The organism is Streptococcus sp. 'group B' (assembly GCF_002073795.1).
GTDB lineage: Bacteria > Bacillota > Bacilli > Lactobacillales > Streptococcaceae > Streptococcus > Streptococcus agalactiae.
Window position 1 is genome coordinate 162,486 of sequence record NZ_CP020432.1, and the last position, 15,951, is coordinate 178,436.

The 15,951-nt window shown below is 34.7% G+C and carries 16 protein-coding genes and 1 pseudogene; 4 read left to right on the forward strand and 13 right to left on the reverse strand.

Annotated elements, in window-relative coordinates; all coding sequences use genetic code 11:
• Positions 1-47: 47 nt before the first annotated feature.
• Positions 48-659: a MarC family protein gene (locus tag A6J68_RS00860; protein WP_000623752.1), complete on the reverse strand. Its 612-nt coding sequence runs from the start codon at positions 657-659 to the stop codon at positions 48-50.
• A 31-nt stretch (positions 660-690) separates the two neighbouring features.
• Positions 691-1,812, reverse strand: a complete 1,122-nt coding sequence (gene mnmA / locus A6J68_RS00865; protein ID WP_000131746.1) for a tRNA 2-thiouridine(34) synthase MnmA — start codon at positions 1,810-1,812, stop codon at positions 691-693.
• 245 nt (positions 1,813-2,057) lie between these two features.
• Between mnmA and sdaAB the strand changes: the two genes are divergently transcribed.
• Both sdaAB and sdaAA read left to right on the forward strand, forming a co-directional pair.
• Positions 2,058-2,726, forward strand: coding sequence for an L-serine ammonia-lyase, iron-sulfur-dependent subunit beta (gene sdaAB / locus A6J68_RS00870; RefSeq protein ID WP_000681579.1), 669 nt, complete (start codon positions 2,058-2,060; stop codon positions 2,724-2,726).
• Between the two features lie 14 nt (positions 2,727-2,740).
• Positions 2,741-3,613, forward strand: coding sequence for an L-serine ammonia-lyase, iron-sulfur-dependent, subunit alpha (gene sdaAA / locus A6J68_RS00875; RefSeq protein ID WP_000500148.1), 873 nt, complete (start codon positions 2,741-2,743; stop codon positions 3,611-3,613).
• A gap of 134 nt (positions 3,614-3,747) precedes the next feature.
• Here sdaAA and A6J68_RS00880 read toward each other — a convergent pair whose 3' ends face one another.
• The 8 genes and pseudogenes from A6J68_RS00880 to yfmF form a co-directional block, all read right to left on the reverse strand.
• A complete protein-coding gene (locus tag A6J68_RS00880) occupies positions 3,748-4,452 on the reverse strand; it encodes a transglycosylase SLT domain-containing protein (RefSeq protein ID WP_001042662.1) in 705 nt (234 codons plus the stop codon).
• A 105-nt stretch (positions 4,453-4,557) separates the two neighbouring features.
• Positions 4,558-5,097, reverse strand: a pseudogene (locus tag A6J68_RS00885) (LysM peptidoglycan-binding domain-containing protein).
• A 215-nt stretch (positions 5,098-5,312) separates the two neighbouring features.
• On the reverse strand, positions 5,313-6,107 hold the full coding sequence (locus A6J68_RS00890; protein WP_000359358.1) for an energy-coupling factor transporter transmembrane component T family protein: 795 nt from the start codon (positions 6,105-6,107) through the stop codon (positions 5,313-5,315).
• Positions 6,100-6,942: an energy-coupling factor transporter ATPase gene (locus A6J68_RS00895; protein ID WP_000510607.1), complete on the reverse strand. Its 843-nt coding sequence runs from the start codon at positions 6,940-6,942 to the stop codon at positions 6,100-6,102. The genes A6J68_RS00890 and A6J68_RS00895 overlap by 8 nt, the downstream gene beginning before the upstream one ends.
• Positions 6,918-7,757, reverse strand: a complete 840-nt coding sequence (locus A6J68_RS00900) for an energy-coupling factor ABC transporter ATP-binding protein (protein WP_000181757.1) — start codon at positions 7,755-7,757, stop codon at positions 6,918-6,920. The genes A6J68_RS00895 and A6J68_RS00900 overlap by 25 nt, the downstream gene beginning before the upstream one ends.
• Complete coding sequence (gene pgsA / locus A6J68_RS00905) at positions 7,757-8,299, reverse strand: CDP-diacylglycerol--glycerol-3-phosphate 3-phosphatidyltransferase (RefSeq protein WP_000239224.1); 543 nt, start codon at positions 8,297-8,299, stop codon at positions 7,757-7,759. The genes A6J68_RS00900 and pgsA overlap by 1 nt, the downstream gene beginning before the upstream one ends.
• A gap of 122 nt (positions 8,300-8,421) precedes the next feature.
• Positions 8,422-9,705 carry an EF-P 5-aminopentanol modification-associated protein YfmH gene (gene yfmH / locus A6J68_RS00910; RefSeq protein WP_000217762.1) on the reverse strand — a complete coding sequence of 428 codons (1,284 nt, stop codon included), beginning with the start codon at positions 9,703-9,705 and terminating at the stop codon, positions 8,422-8,424.
• A gap of 1 nt (position 9,706) precedes the next feature.
• Positions 9,707-10,951: an EF-P 5-aminopentanol modification-associated protein YfmF gene (gene yfmF, locus A6J68_RS00915; protein WP_000706188.1), complete on the reverse strand. Its 1,245-nt coding sequence runs from the start codon at positions 10,949-10,951 to the stop codon at positions 9,707-9,709.
• Between the two features lie 238 nt (positions 10,952-11,189).
• Here yfmF and yaaA point away from each other — a divergent pair, with 238 nt between their 5' ends.
• Both yaaA and recF read left to right on the forward strand, forming a co-directional pair.
• Positions 11,190-11,543, forward strand: a complete 354-nt coding sequence (gene yaaA, locus A6J68_RS00920; RefSeq protein WP_000384867.1) for a S4 domain-containing protein YaaA — start codon at positions 11,190-11,192, stop codon at positions 11,541-11,543.
• A gap of 2 nt (positions 11,544-11,545) precedes the next feature.
• Positions 11,546-12,655: a DNA replication/repair protein RecF gene (recF, locus tag A6J68_RS00925; protein WP_000264866.1), complete on the forward strand. Its 1,110-nt coding sequence runs from the start codon at positions 11,546-11,548 to the stop codon at positions 12,653-12,655.
• An 11-nt stretch (positions 12,656-12,666) separates the two neighbouring features.
• Here the strand turns inward: recF and A6J68_RS00930 are convergent, their stop codons facing one another.
• The 3 genes from A6J68_RS00930 to guaB form a co-directional block, all read right to left on the reverse strand.
• On the reverse strand, positions 12,667-13,533 hold the full coding sequence (locus tag A6J68_RS00930) for a GRP family sugar transporter (RefSeq protein ID WP_000398683.1): 867 nt from the start codon (positions 13,531-13,533) through the stop codon (positions 12,667-12,669).
• 55 nt (positions 13,534-13,588) lie between these two features.
• A complete protein-coding gene (locus tag A6J68_RS00935; RefSeq protein WP_001869051.1) occupies positions 13,589-14,251 on the reverse strand; it encodes a helix-turn-helix domain-containing protein in 663 nt (220 codons plus the stop codon).
• A gap of 75 nt (positions 14,252-14,326) precedes the next feature.
• Positions 14,327-15,808, reverse strand: coding sequence for an IMP dehydrogenase (gene guaB / locus A6J68_RS00940; protein WP_000073444.1), 1,482 nt, complete (start codon positions 15,806-15,808; stop codon positions 14,327-14,329).
• Positions 15,809-15,951 lie beyond the last annotated feature (143 nt).

Consider the following 15,951-nt stretch of genomic DNA (forward strand, 5'->3'; position numbering starts at 1 on the left):
AATTTATTTTAGCATTTATCTTTTAAAAGTCAACCAGAGGGGATAGGCTATGTTAAATGAAAACCAATTTTTATGCCTGTTATTAGCATCTCTATCCCGATAGTCATCAAAATAAGTCCCATCATTTTGGTGATTATAGTCATTGCATTTTTTCCAAGAAATTTAGTAATTTCGTTTGCACTTATTAAAATAACATACATTATCACACATAATATGGCAAAAGCAAGTATAGTAATGAGTTTGCCAGATAAACCACCACTTGATAACCCCATAGCAGTTGCAATAGTACCCGGACCTGCCAAAAGGGGCATTGCTAATGGTGAAACTGCCACATTCATTGGATCATCCTTATGCTCCTCTAGGTTTTTATTGGTTGGTGAATGTATACCATTAATCATTTTATAACCTATAATGCCTACCAATATTCCACCAGATATTTTTAGGGCGGCTAGGGTAATCCCAAATAAGTTAAAAAGTAAGTGGCCACTTAATACAAAGATTACAATAATGACAAAAGCAAGTAATACTCCTTTTGCTGCAATCCGACGTGAAATCTTCTGATCATCATCAGCTACTAAAGCCATAAAAGCTGGCAAATTAGAAATGGGATTCATAATGGCGAAAAAAGCCATGAAAGCTAAAATAAATTTTGAAATCATACGATTACCTCACTTAATAATTAAGTGTCAATTAAATGTATTGACAGATTTTATCATCACGATAAGCCTGATCAATCATCCCACCGCCTAAACATTCTTGTTCATTATAAAAAACAACAGCTTGACCTGGTGTGATTGCTCGTTGTAAATCATCAAACACAACCCTTGCTTGATTACCTTTTACGTAAACTGTAACTTTACTGTCAGGTTGACGATATCTGAACTTAGCTGTACATTCTAGCTTAAATTCATTAGGCATATCACGTGTAAAGTGGATTTCAGAAGCTGTCAAGCTAGTTGACATCAATGAGTCATGATAGAAACCTTGACCTACATAAAGAATGTTTTTACTTAAATCCTTTCCAACTACAAACCAAGGTTTATTATCTCCACCATGTTGCCCACCAATACCAAGGCCCCCTCTTTGACCAATAGTATAATACATTAAACCAGCATGTTCACCCATGTCACGACCATCAACAGTCATCATACGACCTGGTTGAGCCGGTAAATATTGACCCAGGAAATCCTTGAAATTTTTTTCTCCAATAAAACAAATACCAGTAGAGTCTTTTTTCTTAGCGGTCGCAAGTCCTGCTTCTTCAGCTATACGGCGAACTTCTGGTTTTTGTAAATGACCAAGTGGAAATAACGTTTTTTGCAATTGCTCCTGAGATAATTGACTTAGAAAATAAGTTTGATCCTTATTATTATCTGCTCCTCTAAGCATATGAACTATTCCGTTCTCATCACGTGTTACTTGTGCATAATGACCTGTTGCTACATAGTCAGCACCTAATGTCATCGCATAATCTAGAAATGCTTTAAATTTAATTTCCTTATTACACATAACATCTGGATTTGGCGTACGACCTGCTCGATATTCTGCTAAAAAATATTCGAAAACCCTGTCCCAATACTCTTTTTCAAAGTTGACAGAGTAGTATGGTATGCCGATCTGATCAGCAACAGCAGCAACATCTTTATAATCTTCAGTAGCCGTACAAACACCAAATTCATCTGTGTCATCCCAATTTTTCATAAAAACACCAATAACATCATAACCTTGCTCTTTTAAAAGCAGGGCAGTTACTGATGAATCAACACCTCCACTCATGCCTACAACGACACGAATGTTTGAATTATCAGTCATAAGAATTCTCCCATCAAAAAGTTTTATTTTTAACTTAGGCTTGAAGGGCCAAGTTGTTCTTAGATCAATCATATTGACTAAGAAACACTATAAAAGTGCTTATATATTATAGCACTATTTGTTGTCAAGTTGTATGTTTTTGTTGTGATAAATATTTATTACATTGCAGTTTTTTTATCTTTTTATGATATTTTTTAGAAATAATCTGTTATAATGAGAATGTACAAAAATCACGAGGAAAAACTATGAAACATTTAAAATTTCAATCGGTCTTCGACATTATTGGTCCTGTTATGATTGGACCATCAAGTAGTCATACTGCAGGAGCTGTCCGCATTGGTAAAGTTGTCCATTCTATTTTTGGTGAACCTAGTGAAGTAACCTTTCATTTATACAATTCTTTTGCTAAAACTTACCAAGGACACGGTACTGATAAAGCATTGGTTGCAGGGATTCTAGGAATGGATACAGATAATCCAGATATTAAAAACTCTCTTGAAATTGCTCATCAAAAAGGAATTAAGATTTACTGGGATATCCTAAAAGATAGTAATTCACCACATCCAAATACTGCGAAAATAACTGTTAAAAATGGGGATAGGAGCATGAGTATTACAGGAGTGTCAATTGGTGGCGGAAACATCCAAGTTACTGAGTTGAATGGATTCTCAGTTTCATTAACAATGAATACTCCTACTTTAATTATCGTTCATCAAGATATACCTGGCATGATTGCTAAAGTAACTGATATTTTATCTGACTTTAACATTAATATTGCTCAAATGAATGTAACACGCGAAAGTGCAGGAGAAAAAGCTATCATGATTATAGAAGTAGATTCACGAGATTGTCAACAAGCTGTCAAAAAGATAGAAGCTATTCCTCATTTACACAATGTCAACTTCTTTGATTAAGAGAAAGGGTAACTATGTTTTATACAATTGAAGAGCTGGTAGAGCAAGCTAATAGCCAACATAAGGGTAACATAGCAGAGCTCATGATCCAAACGGAAATTGAAATGACTGGTAGAAGTCGTGAAGAAATTCGTTATATTATGTCCCGAAACCTTGAGGTTATGAAAGCTTCTGTTATTGATGGATTGACCCCTAGTAAATCAATCAGTGGTTTAACAGGCGGTGATGCTGTCAAGATGGATCAATATTTACAATCAGGAAAAACTATTTCAGATACCACAATCCTAGCTGCCGTTAGGAATGCTATGGCTGTTAATGAGTTAAATGCTAAGATGGGACTGGTCTGTGCAACACCAACTGCAGGTAGTGCAGGATGTTTACCAGCTGTGATTTCTACAGCCATTGAAAAGCTTAATTTAACAGAAGAAGAGCAACTTAATTTTCTATTTACAGCCGGCGCATTTGGTCTTGTCATTGGTAATAATGCCTCTATCTCAGGTGCAGAAGGAGGTTGCCAAGCTGAAGTTGGGTCAGCTAGTGCTATGGCTGCGGCTGCTTTAGTTATGGCTGCTGGAGGTACTCCTTTCCAAGCTAGCCAAGCTATAGCATTTGTTATTAAAAATATGCTTGGACTTATCTGTGACCCTGTTGCAGGTTTAGTTGAAGTCCCTTGTGTGAAGCGGAATGCTCTTGGATCAAGTTTTGCACTTGTTGCTGCTGATATGGCCTTGGCTGGTATTGAATCGCAAATTCCAGTAGATGAAGTTATTGATGCAATGTATCAAGTTGGATCAAGTTTACCGACTGCTTTTCGTGAAACTGCAGAAGGAGGACTTGCTGCCACGCCGACAGGAAGACGTTATAGCAAAGAAATTTTTGGGGAATAAAGTTTATCAATTTTCTACTCTTTCCCTGAAAATAAATAAAAACGCTACAGCTTTACTGTAGCGTTTTTATTTATTTGTTTTAGCAATCTGTAATTATTATTGACAATAGTGTAAAGTTAATTTATAGCTATTCACTAGTAACCCCAAGCTGATAAACCTTGAGCACGATAAGCTTTAATAGCTGAATTAACTTGATCCTGAACTGTAGCTGTTGAACCCCAACCTGGCATCGTTTGGAAAAGTCCTGAAGCTCCTGAGGCATTAGCAACATTAGGATTACCATTTGATTCACGGGCAATAATATGTTCCCAAGTAGACTGAGGGACTCCTGTTGCAGCAGCCATTTGTGCTGCAGCAGCAGATCCGACCGCCCCTGCAGTATTTCCATTGCTCAATACTTGGCCACTTGTCTGGTGTTGAGCAGGTTTGTAAGTTGTCTCAGTAACAGCATAAGTTTGTTGTGCCTGACTGGTAGCAGGGGTATTTTCTGTTACAACTGCTTGTTCTACAGCCGCCTCTTCACTCGCAGTAACTTGTTGCTGAGAATTAGCTTCTGTAGATTGAGAACTTGATTTTGGGGCTTCATTAGATGCCTGAGAAGGTTTTGGAGCCTGTTTTACATCTTCTACTTTTGATTTAGATGTCGCCTTAGTCATTTTTGATTTTTTGGCTACGCGAACTTTATCTGCTTTTGACAAAGATTCAGTAGTAACTTGTGAACTTTTAAAGATGACCGTTACAGCCAAAATACATGAAAAAAGGGCTACTAAAGTGATAGCTCCATAAGCTAAATGTTGTTTTTTTACATTCAATTTTGATAATTTTCTTCTTTTATTCATGTTACCTATATTATACTTTATTTGTTACCTTGCAATTGAATAGATGTTAAAAATATTACAAAGAGATTTAATTTTAAGTAAATCTCTTTGTTTTATCAACTTTTATTAATACCAACCGTTACTATTCCAAAATGATAGCGCTGCCGACCAAGATCCGTAACGAGAAGCCACATAATTGTCCGCTACTTTTTCTTGATTTTCAGGAGATAAGTCGCCATTTAGGTAAGATTGAGACAGTTGATATCTTCCATAATATTGTCCATTCTGTGCAGTATAACTACCATTTGATTCACGACGAGCTATTTCTTCTTTTGCAGCTGAATCACTTGAACTCAAATTTGATGAAGAATTCATTGAATTTTCAATTGTTGGTTGAGATTTTGCTTCTGCTTGACTAGCTGTAGAATTATCCAATTTTAAAACATCACCTATACTGATGACATCAGCGTTACTGATACTATTGAGAGACACTAACTATTGTACCGTAGTTTTATGATTTTTAGCAATAGCTGATAAGGTATCACCTGATTTCACGGTATAAGATGCTGCGCTTACTGAAAGTGGTAAAGCTAATGAAGCACCCACTAAAAGACCTGCCACTCCTAATTTAAATGGTTTTGATTTTTTAACCGAGGTTATTGACATAATATATGCTCTCTTTCATTAATTGATACGCGTACTATCATACCTTGTAAATATTACTAATTGTTTTGCCTTAGATGAAATTTATTACAAATAAATTGTAAATTAATAAAGAAAAGGCCTCCAAAAAACAATTTTTAGTTTTCTTTAAGTAAAGTTGTTGAGCTTTTCACATTATATAAATGAAAAGGCTAAGACCATAAACTGACCTTAACCTTTTAATTTTTTAATAGAAACAAACTCAAACCCAATAATAACATCAGTAATATACTAAAAGTATCCCGAACAGTCCACTTCAATAAACGGTACTTACTACGATTGGCTCCACCTTGATAACCTCTTGCTTCCATAGCAATTGCCAACGCATCTGCTCTTTTAAAACTAGAAGCAAATAATGGAATCAAAATAGGGATAATGGACTTAACCTTATGAATTAGGTTTCCCTCTCCAAAATCAACTCCACGAGCTCTTTGAGCATTCATGATACGTGTTGTATCATCCATTAAAGTAGGAACGAAACGTAAGCTAAGGGATAACATCAAACCAATCTCGTGTGCTGGTACTCTCAGTACTTCCAATGGTTTTAACAAAGATTCAACAGCATCTGCTAAACTTAACGGAGTAGTAGTTAAGGTAAGTAATGTCGAAAAGAAGATAATTAAAACAAATCTCATAAAAATAAGTGCTGCTTGTTGTAACCCAAGGCTAGTGATGCTAAAAATCCAAAACGAGAAGATAACCTGCCCGCCTTGTGCAAACAGCATCTGGAACAGGGTTGTAAATAAAATAATACCAACCATCGGTTTAATACCATTGAAAAAATAGGAAAATTTTATCTGAGATAAACCCACAATAACCAACGTAAAAATGAATACGATCACATTTGTCACTACATTATTTGCCCAAAAAACAATAATGATAAAAAGCAACATGGCTAGTAACTTACTTCGAGGATCTAATTTATGAATGAGAGAATTACCTGGTATGTAACGTCCCAAAATCAATTTATCCATGCTTAATAGCCTCCACAAATTCGTTAATAGTAATTGGTAAACTAGGTAAATTTAATCCCTTATGAGATAGTCTTTGAGCAAACTTGGTGATTTTGGGAACTCCTAATTGTTTACTTTCTAAAAGTTCTACTTCTTGAAAAATCTGTTTTGGTTGTCCTGATAAGGTTACTTTCCCTGCTTCTAAAACATACACATAGTCAGCATAATCCGCTACATCGTCCATTAAGTGAGTCACTAAGACGATAGTCATTCCTTTTTTATGAAGATTTTTAAAAAGAGTCATTAATTCTTTTCTTCCCTTAGGATCAAGTCCAGCTGTTGGCTCATCCAGTACTAGTACTTTGGGTTCCATCGCTAAAATACCAGCTATAGCAACCCGCCTCATCTGCCCTCCAGAAAGTTCAAATGGATTTTTATCGAATAAATCCTCACTGATACCAACTAACCTTAATTTTTCTTCAGCCAGCCTTTCAGCTTCAATCTGAGAAATACCAAAATTTTGTGGTCCAAAAGCAACATCCTTTAAAACTGTCTCTTCAAAAAGCTGACTTTCTGGAAATTGAAAAACTAAACCAACTTTTTGCCTTATAAATTTGATTTCTTTGTTCTTGTCCCCTGCTTTAATAGAAAAATCATCGACAATTACCTCACCTTTTGTAGGAATATGTAAACCATTCAAAAGTTGCATAATAGTTGATTTTCCAGAACCTGTGTGCCCAATGAACGCGGTATAGGAAACATCTTCAATTTTCAGATTGACGTCAAAAAGGGCACGCCCTTCAAAAGGAGTGCCGGCTTGATAGGTATAACTTACATTTTTAAATTCAATTCCCATAATTGTTCTTCTAATTCCTTCTCTGTAAGATACTCTGTCCCTATATCAAGACCATTAGCAGCCAGTTCTGCCATTAACCTACTTGTAAAGGGAACATCTAAACCTAAACTAATCAAACGATTTCCACGACCAAATAACGCTTTTGGAGTGGATGTCGACTCAACTTTACCATTTTTCATAACGATGACACGATCACTCAATGCAACTTCATCTAAGTCGTGTGTAATTGAAATAACAGTAAGATTATATTTTTGACGAATAGCTCGTATCGTTCTTATCAGTTCCAATCGTCCCTCAGGATCAAGCATACTAGTCGCCTCATCCAAGATGATAACTTGTGGACGCATAGCTACAGCTCCTGCAATGGCTACACGCTGCTTTTGTCCCCCAGATAAACGTGCAGGCTCCCTCATTTTAAATTCAGACATGCCTACCAAATCAAGTGCTTGGTCCACTCTTTCTTTCATGTCTTTCAAAGGAATACCTTTATTTTCCAAACCAAAGGCGACGTCATCTTCAACAGTTGCCCCTACAAATTGGTTATCAGGATTTTGAAATACCATGCCAATCTTGTGACGTAACTCCCAGACATTATCTTCGGTTAACTCTTGTCCATCAATGATAATCTGGCCTGACTCCGCCTCTAAAAGCCCATCTATTAAACGAACAGTAGTGGATTTCCCAGAACCATTATGACCGATAATAGATAGCCATTCTCCTTGTTTCACATGAAACGATACATTCTCCAATTGATAATGTGTTTGATTACTATCATATTTAAAAAAGAGATTATTAACAGTAATAATATTTGTCATTATTTAAAAGTATCCTTAAATAAGAAGCCTGCACCTTTAAAATAGTCGTAGCCTGAATACAAGGTAAAGAATAAAGCAATGTATAACATGATGTTACCAAGTGTCATCCAATGTACTAACAAAAAAATAACTGCAAACATTTGAGTAGCCGTCTTTATTTTCCCTGGCATAGCTGCAGCAAGTACTGTTCCACCTGTTTCAACTAAAAGTAAACGCAAACCTGTAACTGCTAGCTCTCTACAAATGATAATAGCTGAAACCCAAGCCGGTGCTAAGTCTAGTCCAACTAACATGATAAAAGCACTCATAACTAGCATTTTATCAGCTAATGGATCTGCAAATTTCCCAAAATTTGTTACTACTTGCCATTTACGTGCTAGATAACCGTCTAGGTAATCGGTCAAGCTTGCAATAGCAAATACAATAGCTGCAACAATATGCCAAGTTGTACTTGTTGTTACTGAAGTTAATACTATAAATAACGGAATCATTAAAATTCTGACTACAGTTAATAGATTCGGAATATTTTCTTTCTTCACCATAAATTCTCCTTTTGGAAACATAGTATTCCTATATTATGTTATTTCAAAACTAGTAAAAGACTTTTGACATACCAACTTTATAGATGTCTAAGCTTCCTTATTATATCAAAATTTCAGATTATTTACGAAGATTTTGGAAAAATAACGAAGTCAGATGTGTCAGCATTATCTAAGAAATCCTTACCAATCGTAATGACATCTTCCAAGTCTAATTCTTCAACGATAGATGGCAAATCTAAATACATCGTTTTTCCATCATATAAATAGGTGACGAATTGCATTGCGAGATTTTCAATAGAATCTAAGCTCCTTAAAAAATCGCCATAGAGCTCTCTCTTAACGTTTTGTAAGTGGCTTTCGGTAAGATCAGATGATTGCAAAGCATTTTTTAGCAATAACCTCAACTGAGTTGAAAAAGCAATTGGCTCTGTCGTATCTAAAGAAATAATAACGCACTCAAAATCTGGATGAACTTCAATTTCTATATCAAAAGAGTCATCAATTTGACCAGATTCGTACCAGTCTTGATTAATTGTAGAAGTCCATCCTAAAAGCATTGCAAAAAATAGCTGTAATCCGATTTTCTCTTTTAGGTAAGAACCATGTCTCATATGACTTGATTTTCGATAACCAATAGCTAATTTAGGTTTTGTCACTGTCATATGGCAAGAGTTGTTTTTTATAACAGGTTCAAGACTAATAGAATCTCGGTCAATATTCTGTGAGTAATTTGTTAAATGAGAATTTTTTTGAAGGTAAGTTATAATTTCTTGTGGACTAAATTGTCCAACAAGAACTAAATTCATATTAGACAACTGATAAAAGTCTTTGTGATTTTCTTGTAAATCGGTTAAGGTTATTTGAGAGATTGATTGGTAATCTCCAGCGATATCAAATGCTAATGGAGAGTTGGGGTAAAGGTTCGATAACACTCCTTGATAAAGCCTATATTCTGGGTCATCTTGATACATTTCAATTTCTTGTTTGATAATGTCTTTTTCTTTAGTAATTGACTCTTCTGTAAAGTTTGTTGTCAATACAAAGTCAAGTAGTATATCTAAGCAGTTTGTAATGTGACTTATAGTTGAAAAATAAAAACTAGTTTTATCAAAAGTTGTAAAGGCATTACTCTCGGCGCCATATTTAGTAAATTGAGTTGCAGCGTCTTGTCCTTTATCCAGTTCAAATAATTTATGTTCTAAGAAGTGAGCAATTCCTGCCGGATAATGTTCTACACAACCATTCCTCGTATATCTTGTATGGAGTGATCCAAAATTTGCTGTCAATACTCCAACAGTTTCCTTAAATGATGGTTTTGGAATAAGATATACATTTAGCCCGCTCTCTAATGTTAACTTATATACTTCCTCCTGAAGGTTCTGATAAGTTATTTTATTAACTGTCATCCTAGTTTCCTTCCAAAAAATAAAAAGCTTGTAATTTTAATTTTGTTGCTACGCTGACAATATCTGATTTTGTTACATCGTCCACTTTGTCAATGAATAGTGCTGAAGTATGAAACTGATCTAAATAATGTTCATGATAAATGTGGTCAACTATGACCTTAGGATTATCAGAAGCTAAAACATAGTTCATTTTCAATATATCTTTTGTTTGTTTCAATAATGTAGAAGAGAACCTGCCCATCTTAATATTATTGAATTGCTTATTAATAAGCTTCAAAAAACGCTCACGATTCTCTTTATCAATACCTGCATATATCGTAAAGAGACCTGTAAAGCTGTCAAATTGACTACCTATAGTATAGGCTAAACCTTGCTTTTCTCGAATTTCTGTAAACAACAAGGAATGGGCAAAAGCACCAAATAAACCGTTAAATACTATTAAAGCAAAATAATCTTCATCTTTATAAGTTATTGGAAGATGATAAGCCAATTGCATAATAGATTGATTAACGTCCTTATCTTCTACTTGACTTCTCGTGATATTTTCATAAGTCTGCGTATAATCAAAAGCTAATACTTTGTGACGTGGCTCAAATGCCATACGATTAAATGCCTGAATCATTCGATAGTCATCAAAATCTCCTACGACAAAAATATCTAATTGATCTTCCTTAAGCATCTTCTGAAATTCTTGATAAGCTGTAAATGAATTTTCTGATTCCACTAAAGATGCTGTACCATACTTAGGTAAACGAAGTGTCTTATTATTGTAGAATAAAGATTTTAGTGCTAAGTCACTGCTATAAAAATTATCTTCAATATCGGCCTCTAAATATTGAATAAGGTTTTTCTTCTCAGTATCAAAAATAGATGTTTGATACTGTTCTAAAGAAATTAAAGGAGAAAACAGCATATCCTCCAAGAATGTAATAATTTGTTCAACGATATTTTCTTGTTCTAAAGTAAAGGTATTTTTAACAAATACAATATCAATATCAACAATGTGAACAAGACCCTTAGTAGAAATCTTAGTTGATAAACTAGCACCATATAAGGAAGCTAACTTTTCTCGAAATTCTTGTACCTTAGGGTACTTAGCATTTGCAGTAACTAACATTTGAGCAACGAGCGATCTACGTGCTACTGTTTTATTATTAAAATCACCTGAAAATCGAAAAGTAAGATGATTAGTCTTAAATTGTTGGTTTTTAATTAAATGTAGAGAAACGCCTTCAACTATTTTCATTCAATATCCTTTGTGTTCTGTATTGTTAGCTAAGATTATATCATTTTTAAAGGCGTTAAAAAAGATTAAACATCCAAGATATGATTAATTCTAAATTTCAATCTTCTTCAAAATTGACAAAGTCGTCAACCAATATTTACTCCCATTTTTTATACCTTGTCTCCATATCATAAGTTCAACTCAAAAAATAATTTTATGCTATAATGATGTGATATCTAAAATTGGAGATTAAAAAGTCATGGATTATAAATTATTTGATGAATATATTACTTTACAATCACTTCTAAAAGAGATTGGTATCATTCAAAGTGGCGGAGCCATTAAAAAATTTTTAGCGGATAATCAAGTATTGTTTAACGGTGACCTTGAAAATAGGCGTGGAAAGAAACTCCGCCTGGGGGATATTATTACTATTCCTGATCAAAATATCGAGATCATTATAAGGAAGCCATCAGATCAAGAAATTGAAGAACGTAATGTAGAAATAGCTGAAAAACAGCGTGTTTCAGCAATCGTTAAAGAAATGAATAAAAACACCAACAAAGATAAATCAAAAACTAGCAAAAAACCAGTTCGCTTTCCAGGGACATAAAAATGTGGATAAAAAATATTTCTTTAAAACATTATCGTAATTATGAAGAAGCACAAGTAGATTTTTCACCCAACCTCAATATTTTCATTGGCCGCAATGCTCAAGGAAAGACAAATTTTTTAGAAGCAATCTACTTCTTGGCTTTGACTCGAAGTCACCGTACCCGTTCTGATAAAGAACTTGTACATTTTAAACACCATGATGTACAAATTACAGGTGAGGTAATCCGCAAAAGTGGCCATCTTAACTTAGATATTCAATTATCTGAAAAAGGAAGAATCACTAAAGTTAACCATCTTAAACAGGCAAAATTATCTGATTATATTGGGGCTATGACTGTCGTACTTTTTGCCCCTGAAGATCTTCAATTAGTTAAAGGTGCACCTAGTCTAAGACGAAAATTTTTAGATATAGATATTGGACAAATTAAGTCAACGTACTTAGCTGAACTTTCAAATTACAATCATGTATTAAAACAAAGAAACACTTATCTAAAAACTACTAATAACGTCGACAAAACTTTTTTAACAGTCCTTGATGAACAATTAGCTGATTATGGAAGTCGTGTCATTGAACACCGTTTTGATTTTATCCAAGCCCTAAATGATGAAGCGGACAAACATCACTACATTATCAGTACTGAGTTAGAACATTTATCTATTCACTACAAATCGTCAATAGAGTTTACAGATAAGTCAAGTATTAGGGAACATTTTTTAAACCAATTATCTAAAAGCCACTCAAGAGACATCTTTAAGAAAAACACAAGCATCGGACCTCATCGTGATGATATTACTTTCTTTATTAATGATATCAATGCTACTTTTGGTAGCCAAGGGCAACAAAGAAGCCTTATTTTATCATTGAAATTAGCAGAAATTGAGCTAATAAAAACCGTTACCAACGATTATCCGATTCTCTTACTTGACGACGTCATGAGTGAACTTGACAACCATCGTCAACTAAAACTCTTAGAGGGAATCAAAGAGAATGTTCAAACATTTATTACTACAACAAGTTTAGAACATTTAAGTGCTTTACCTGATCAACTCAAAATCTTTAACGTTAGTGATGGTACTATTAGTATTAATGAAAAAAAAGCAACAGATTAATCTGTTGCTTTTTAATAAGATTTAACAATACCAAGTAATATAGCACCCATAACAAAACAAAGGATACCCATGACAACCCATTTCTGCTCTTTCTTCGTTTTTGTCTCACCTAAAAATAAAATACCACCAATAATAGAGATAATTACTCCAAGTTGAGAAAAACTAAAAGCAATTGCTAGCCCTGCTTTAGCTGCTGCCAATAACATGAAGACATTACCAACGCCCCACATGAGACCTGTAATCATATTTTTAACAACAACAGCCTCAAAGTTAACACGAAACTTCATGAAACAAATTGCACCTAGACACATTCCAACAGCCATGGGTAAAATGACGGCCATAGCGTCGAACTTCATAATGTTGTTAAATAAAACTGCGTACGAGATGTAACCTACAGTTGAATAAGCAATTGTAGCAAATCCTTTTGAAAACTCTTGATGTGTTGCCAAAGCTTGTTCTGAAACATCACGTTTACTTGAGAAATAGAAGCCGATAACTAATAATGTCAACGCTGTCAATCCTAAAATAAATTGGATTGGCTTAGTCCATTCATGAAAGACTAAAGCACCAACTAGGCTTCCACCTACTAATTGTGCACCACTTGACAGTGGATTAGCAACAGAGACTCCCATATATTTCATTGCTTGAAATTGACCATTTTGGCCGACTGACCATAGGATACCACCTAAGATACCAAAAATCCACAATGAGGCAGTCATCTCTGGCTGTTTAAATAACCATACGATAATCGCAAATAGCAATGCTCCTAAAGTCATTCCAAATGTTTGTTGATTTGGACGCCCTCCAATTTTATTACTAACAAATCCAATACTTCCCCACGCAAACATGGGAATCAATGCAATAAGTAAACCTTCCAATTCTTTCTCCTTACAATGGAATATTAAGTATTACCTATTTTCAATCCTAGAGAATCTATTGACTAACTTTATTAGCAAGATCAGCAAATACTATAGCTTTATCAACACTATCTTTTTCCAAAGCTATAATGACTTGTTTTATCAATAAATTGACCAGTGATTTAGAATAAGGTAACTGTTCTTTAGTCATATTACTAATCTTATTTAAAATAACATCTTCAGGTAAAATATCTTGAAAATAGCAGATGACTTTGAAATAAAAATCATTGTACTGTGTCACACCATTCAGATAAGTAACTACCAGGTTAATCTCATCTTGAGGCAGCCTCATATTTAACCCTAAATTTGAAATAAAAAGTTTAGCCAATATTTTGAGAACATTGCTTTCTATTCTATCACAGGATTGTTGTTCTTGGAAACTGAAAATTCTCATGATATCTTCATTATCTCGATAAGATTCCAGTAAAGTTAATTGCTCTAAATCAGTATTAGAAGTTCCAGCCTTAACTTTTGAATCTAGAATGGATACTTCATTGATAGTTACCCCAACCTCCAACGTTTGTAAAGCTTTAATAAATTTATCAATACCTATTTGTGTCTCACCATTTTCAAAACGTGATAGAGTTGATTTTGATAATTGAGCACTTTTGGCTAGAGAACTTAGGGATATACCTTTGTCTTCTCTCAACTCTTTTAAAATTTTTCCATAATTTTTCATACAAAAACTTTACTATATTTGTTTCTTTTATGCAACAAAAAGCATCCTCATAGGGGATGCTTTTTTGTCCTTATTTTAGTGTACTGAATAATTTGGTGCCTCATTTGTAATTTGAACATCATGGGGATGGCTTTCTTTCAAACCAGCTCCTGACATTTCAACAAATTGAGCATTATCATGAAGTTCTTTTATGTTCGCTGCACCTACATATCCCATACCAGAACGAATGCCACCAAGCATTTGGAAAACAATATCGGCTACTGAACCTTTGTATGCTACACGACCTTCAATACCTTCTGGAACCAATTTGTTAGCCTCGTTTACAGAACCTTGGAAATAACGATCGCTTGAACCTTTTTTCATTGCTGCAATTGAGCCCATACCACGGTATGTCTTGAACTTACGCCCTTGGAAAATTTCTGTTTCTCCTGGCGCTTCATCTGTTCCTGCAAACATTGAACCTAGCATAACTGCATTTCCACCTGCTGCAAGTGCTTTTACAATATCACCTGAATATTTAATACCACCATCAGCAATGATAGTCTTACCGTACTCACGCGCAACAGCCGCTGCATCGTAAATAGCTGTAATCTGAGGAACACCTACCCCAGCAACGACACGAGTCGTACAAATTGAACCTGGACCAATACCAACTTTAACGACATCCACACCTGCATCATAAAGTGCACGCGCTCCTTCTGCTGTAGCAATATTTCCCGCAATCAATGTGCGATTAGGGAAGTGAGCACGAATTTCAGCAATTTTACGGAGCACACCAGCTGAATGTCCATGTGCTGTATCAATGACAATAGCATCTGCACCTGCTTCAAACAAAGCTTCTGCACGTTCAAAAGTATCAGAGGTTACACCTACTGCACCTGCAACTAAGAGACGTCCAAATTCATCTTTTGCTGCCTTAGGAAATTCAATAACTTTTTCGATATCCTTAATAGTAATAAGTCCTGAAAGACGTCCCTCATCATCTACTAAAGGTAGCTTTTCAATACGATGCTCATGAAGAATACGCTCCGCAGTTTCAAGATCTGTACCAATAGGAGCTGTTACAAGATTTTGACTTGTCATGTGCTCTGAGATTAGTTGTTTATAATCAGAAATGAAACGCATATCACGGTTAGTAATAATTCCAACTAATTTACGATTCTCGAGTGTCTCTACAATAGGAACTCCACTAATGCGATAGTTTTGCATCAATTCCTCAGCTTCAGAGACAGTATTATCTGGTGTCAAGAAGAATGGGTCAATAATAACACCATTTTCTGAGCGTTTAACTTTACGAACTTCTTCTGCTTGATCAACTATTGACATATTTTTATGAATGATACCAAGCCCACCAGCACGTGCAATAGCAATAGCCATCTTACTATCTGTAACTGTATCCATTGCAGCTGTAATGATTGGAATGTTTAATGTCAAATTATCAGCCAACTTTGTATTCATATCAACTTCATTTGGTAAAACATGGCTTTCAGCAGGAATAAGCAGAACATCATCAAAAGTAAAACCTTTTTTCAAAAACTTAGTATCCCAATTTGACATCAAAAAATCCTCTTTTCTTAGATAGTAGATATAAAAAATCCCATTAAAATTATATTGTTACTATCATATCACGCTAAAATCATTTGTCAATATAAAAAGAGCATAGAATTAATAGCTTCTAGCTCTTTAAAGTAATGAAAAAA

Excerpts from the sequence above, each read along its gene's own strand:
- A6J68_RS00860 (WP_000623752.1), bottom strand. The coding sequence starts at position 659 with ATGATTTCAAAATTTATTTTAGCTTTCATGGCTTTTTTCGCCATTATG.
- mnmA (WP_000131746.1), bottom strand. The coding sequence starts at position 1,812 with ATGACTGATAATTCAAACATTCGTGTCGTTGTAGGCATGAGTGGAGGT.
- sdaAB (WP_000681579.1), top strand. The coding sequence starts at position 2,058 with ATGAAACATTTAAAATTTCAATCGGTCTTCGACATTATTGGTCCTGTT.
- sdaAA (WP_000500148.1), top strand. The coding sequence starts at position 2,741 with ATGTTTTATACAATTGAAGAGCTGGTAGAGCAAGCTAATAGCCAACAT.
- A6J68_RS00880 (WP_001042662.1), bottom strand. The coding sequence starts at position 4,452 with ATGAATAAAAGAAGAAAATTATCAAAATTGAATGTAAAAAAACAACAT.
- A6J68_RS00890 (WP_000359358.1), bottom strand. The coding sequence starts at position 6,107 with ATGGATAAATTGATTTTGGGACGTTACATACCAGGTAATTCTCTCATT.
- A6J68_RS00895 (WP_000510607.1), bottom strand. The coding sequence starts at position 6,942 with ATGGGAATTGAATTTAAAAATGTAAGTTATACCTATCAAGCCGGCACT.
- A6J68_RS00900 (WP_000181757.1), bottom strand. The coding sequence starts at position 7,757 with ATGACAAATATTATTACTGTTAATAATCTCTTTTTTAAATATGATAGT.
- pgsA (WP_000239224.1), bottom strand. The coding sequence starts at position 8,299 with ATGGTGAAGAAAGAAAATATTCCGAATCTATTAACTGTAGTCAGAATT.
- yfmH (WP_000217762.1), bottom strand. The coding sequence starts at position 9,705 with ATGACAGTTAATAAAATAACTTATCAGAACCTTCAGGAGGAAGTATAT.
- yfmF (WP_000706188.1), bottom strand. The coding sequence starts at position 10,951 with ATGAAAATAGTTGAAGGCGTTTCTCTACATTTAATTAAAAACCAACAA.
- yaaA (WP_000384867.1), top strand. The coding sequence starts at position 11,190 with ATGGATTATAAATTATTTGATGAATATATTACTTTACAATCACTTCTA.
- recF (WP_000264866.1), top strand. The coding sequence starts at position 11,546 with ATGTGGATAAAAAATATTTCTTTAAAACATTATCGTAATTATGAAGAA.
- A6J68_RS00935 (WP_001869051.1), bottom strand. The coding sequence starts at position 14,251 with ATGAAAAATTATGGAAAAATTTTAAAAGAGTTGAGAGAAGACAAAGGT.
- guaB (WP_000073444.1), bottom strand. The coding sequence starts at position 15,808 with ATGTCAAATTGGGATACTAAGTTTTTGAAAAAAGGTTTTACTTTTGAT.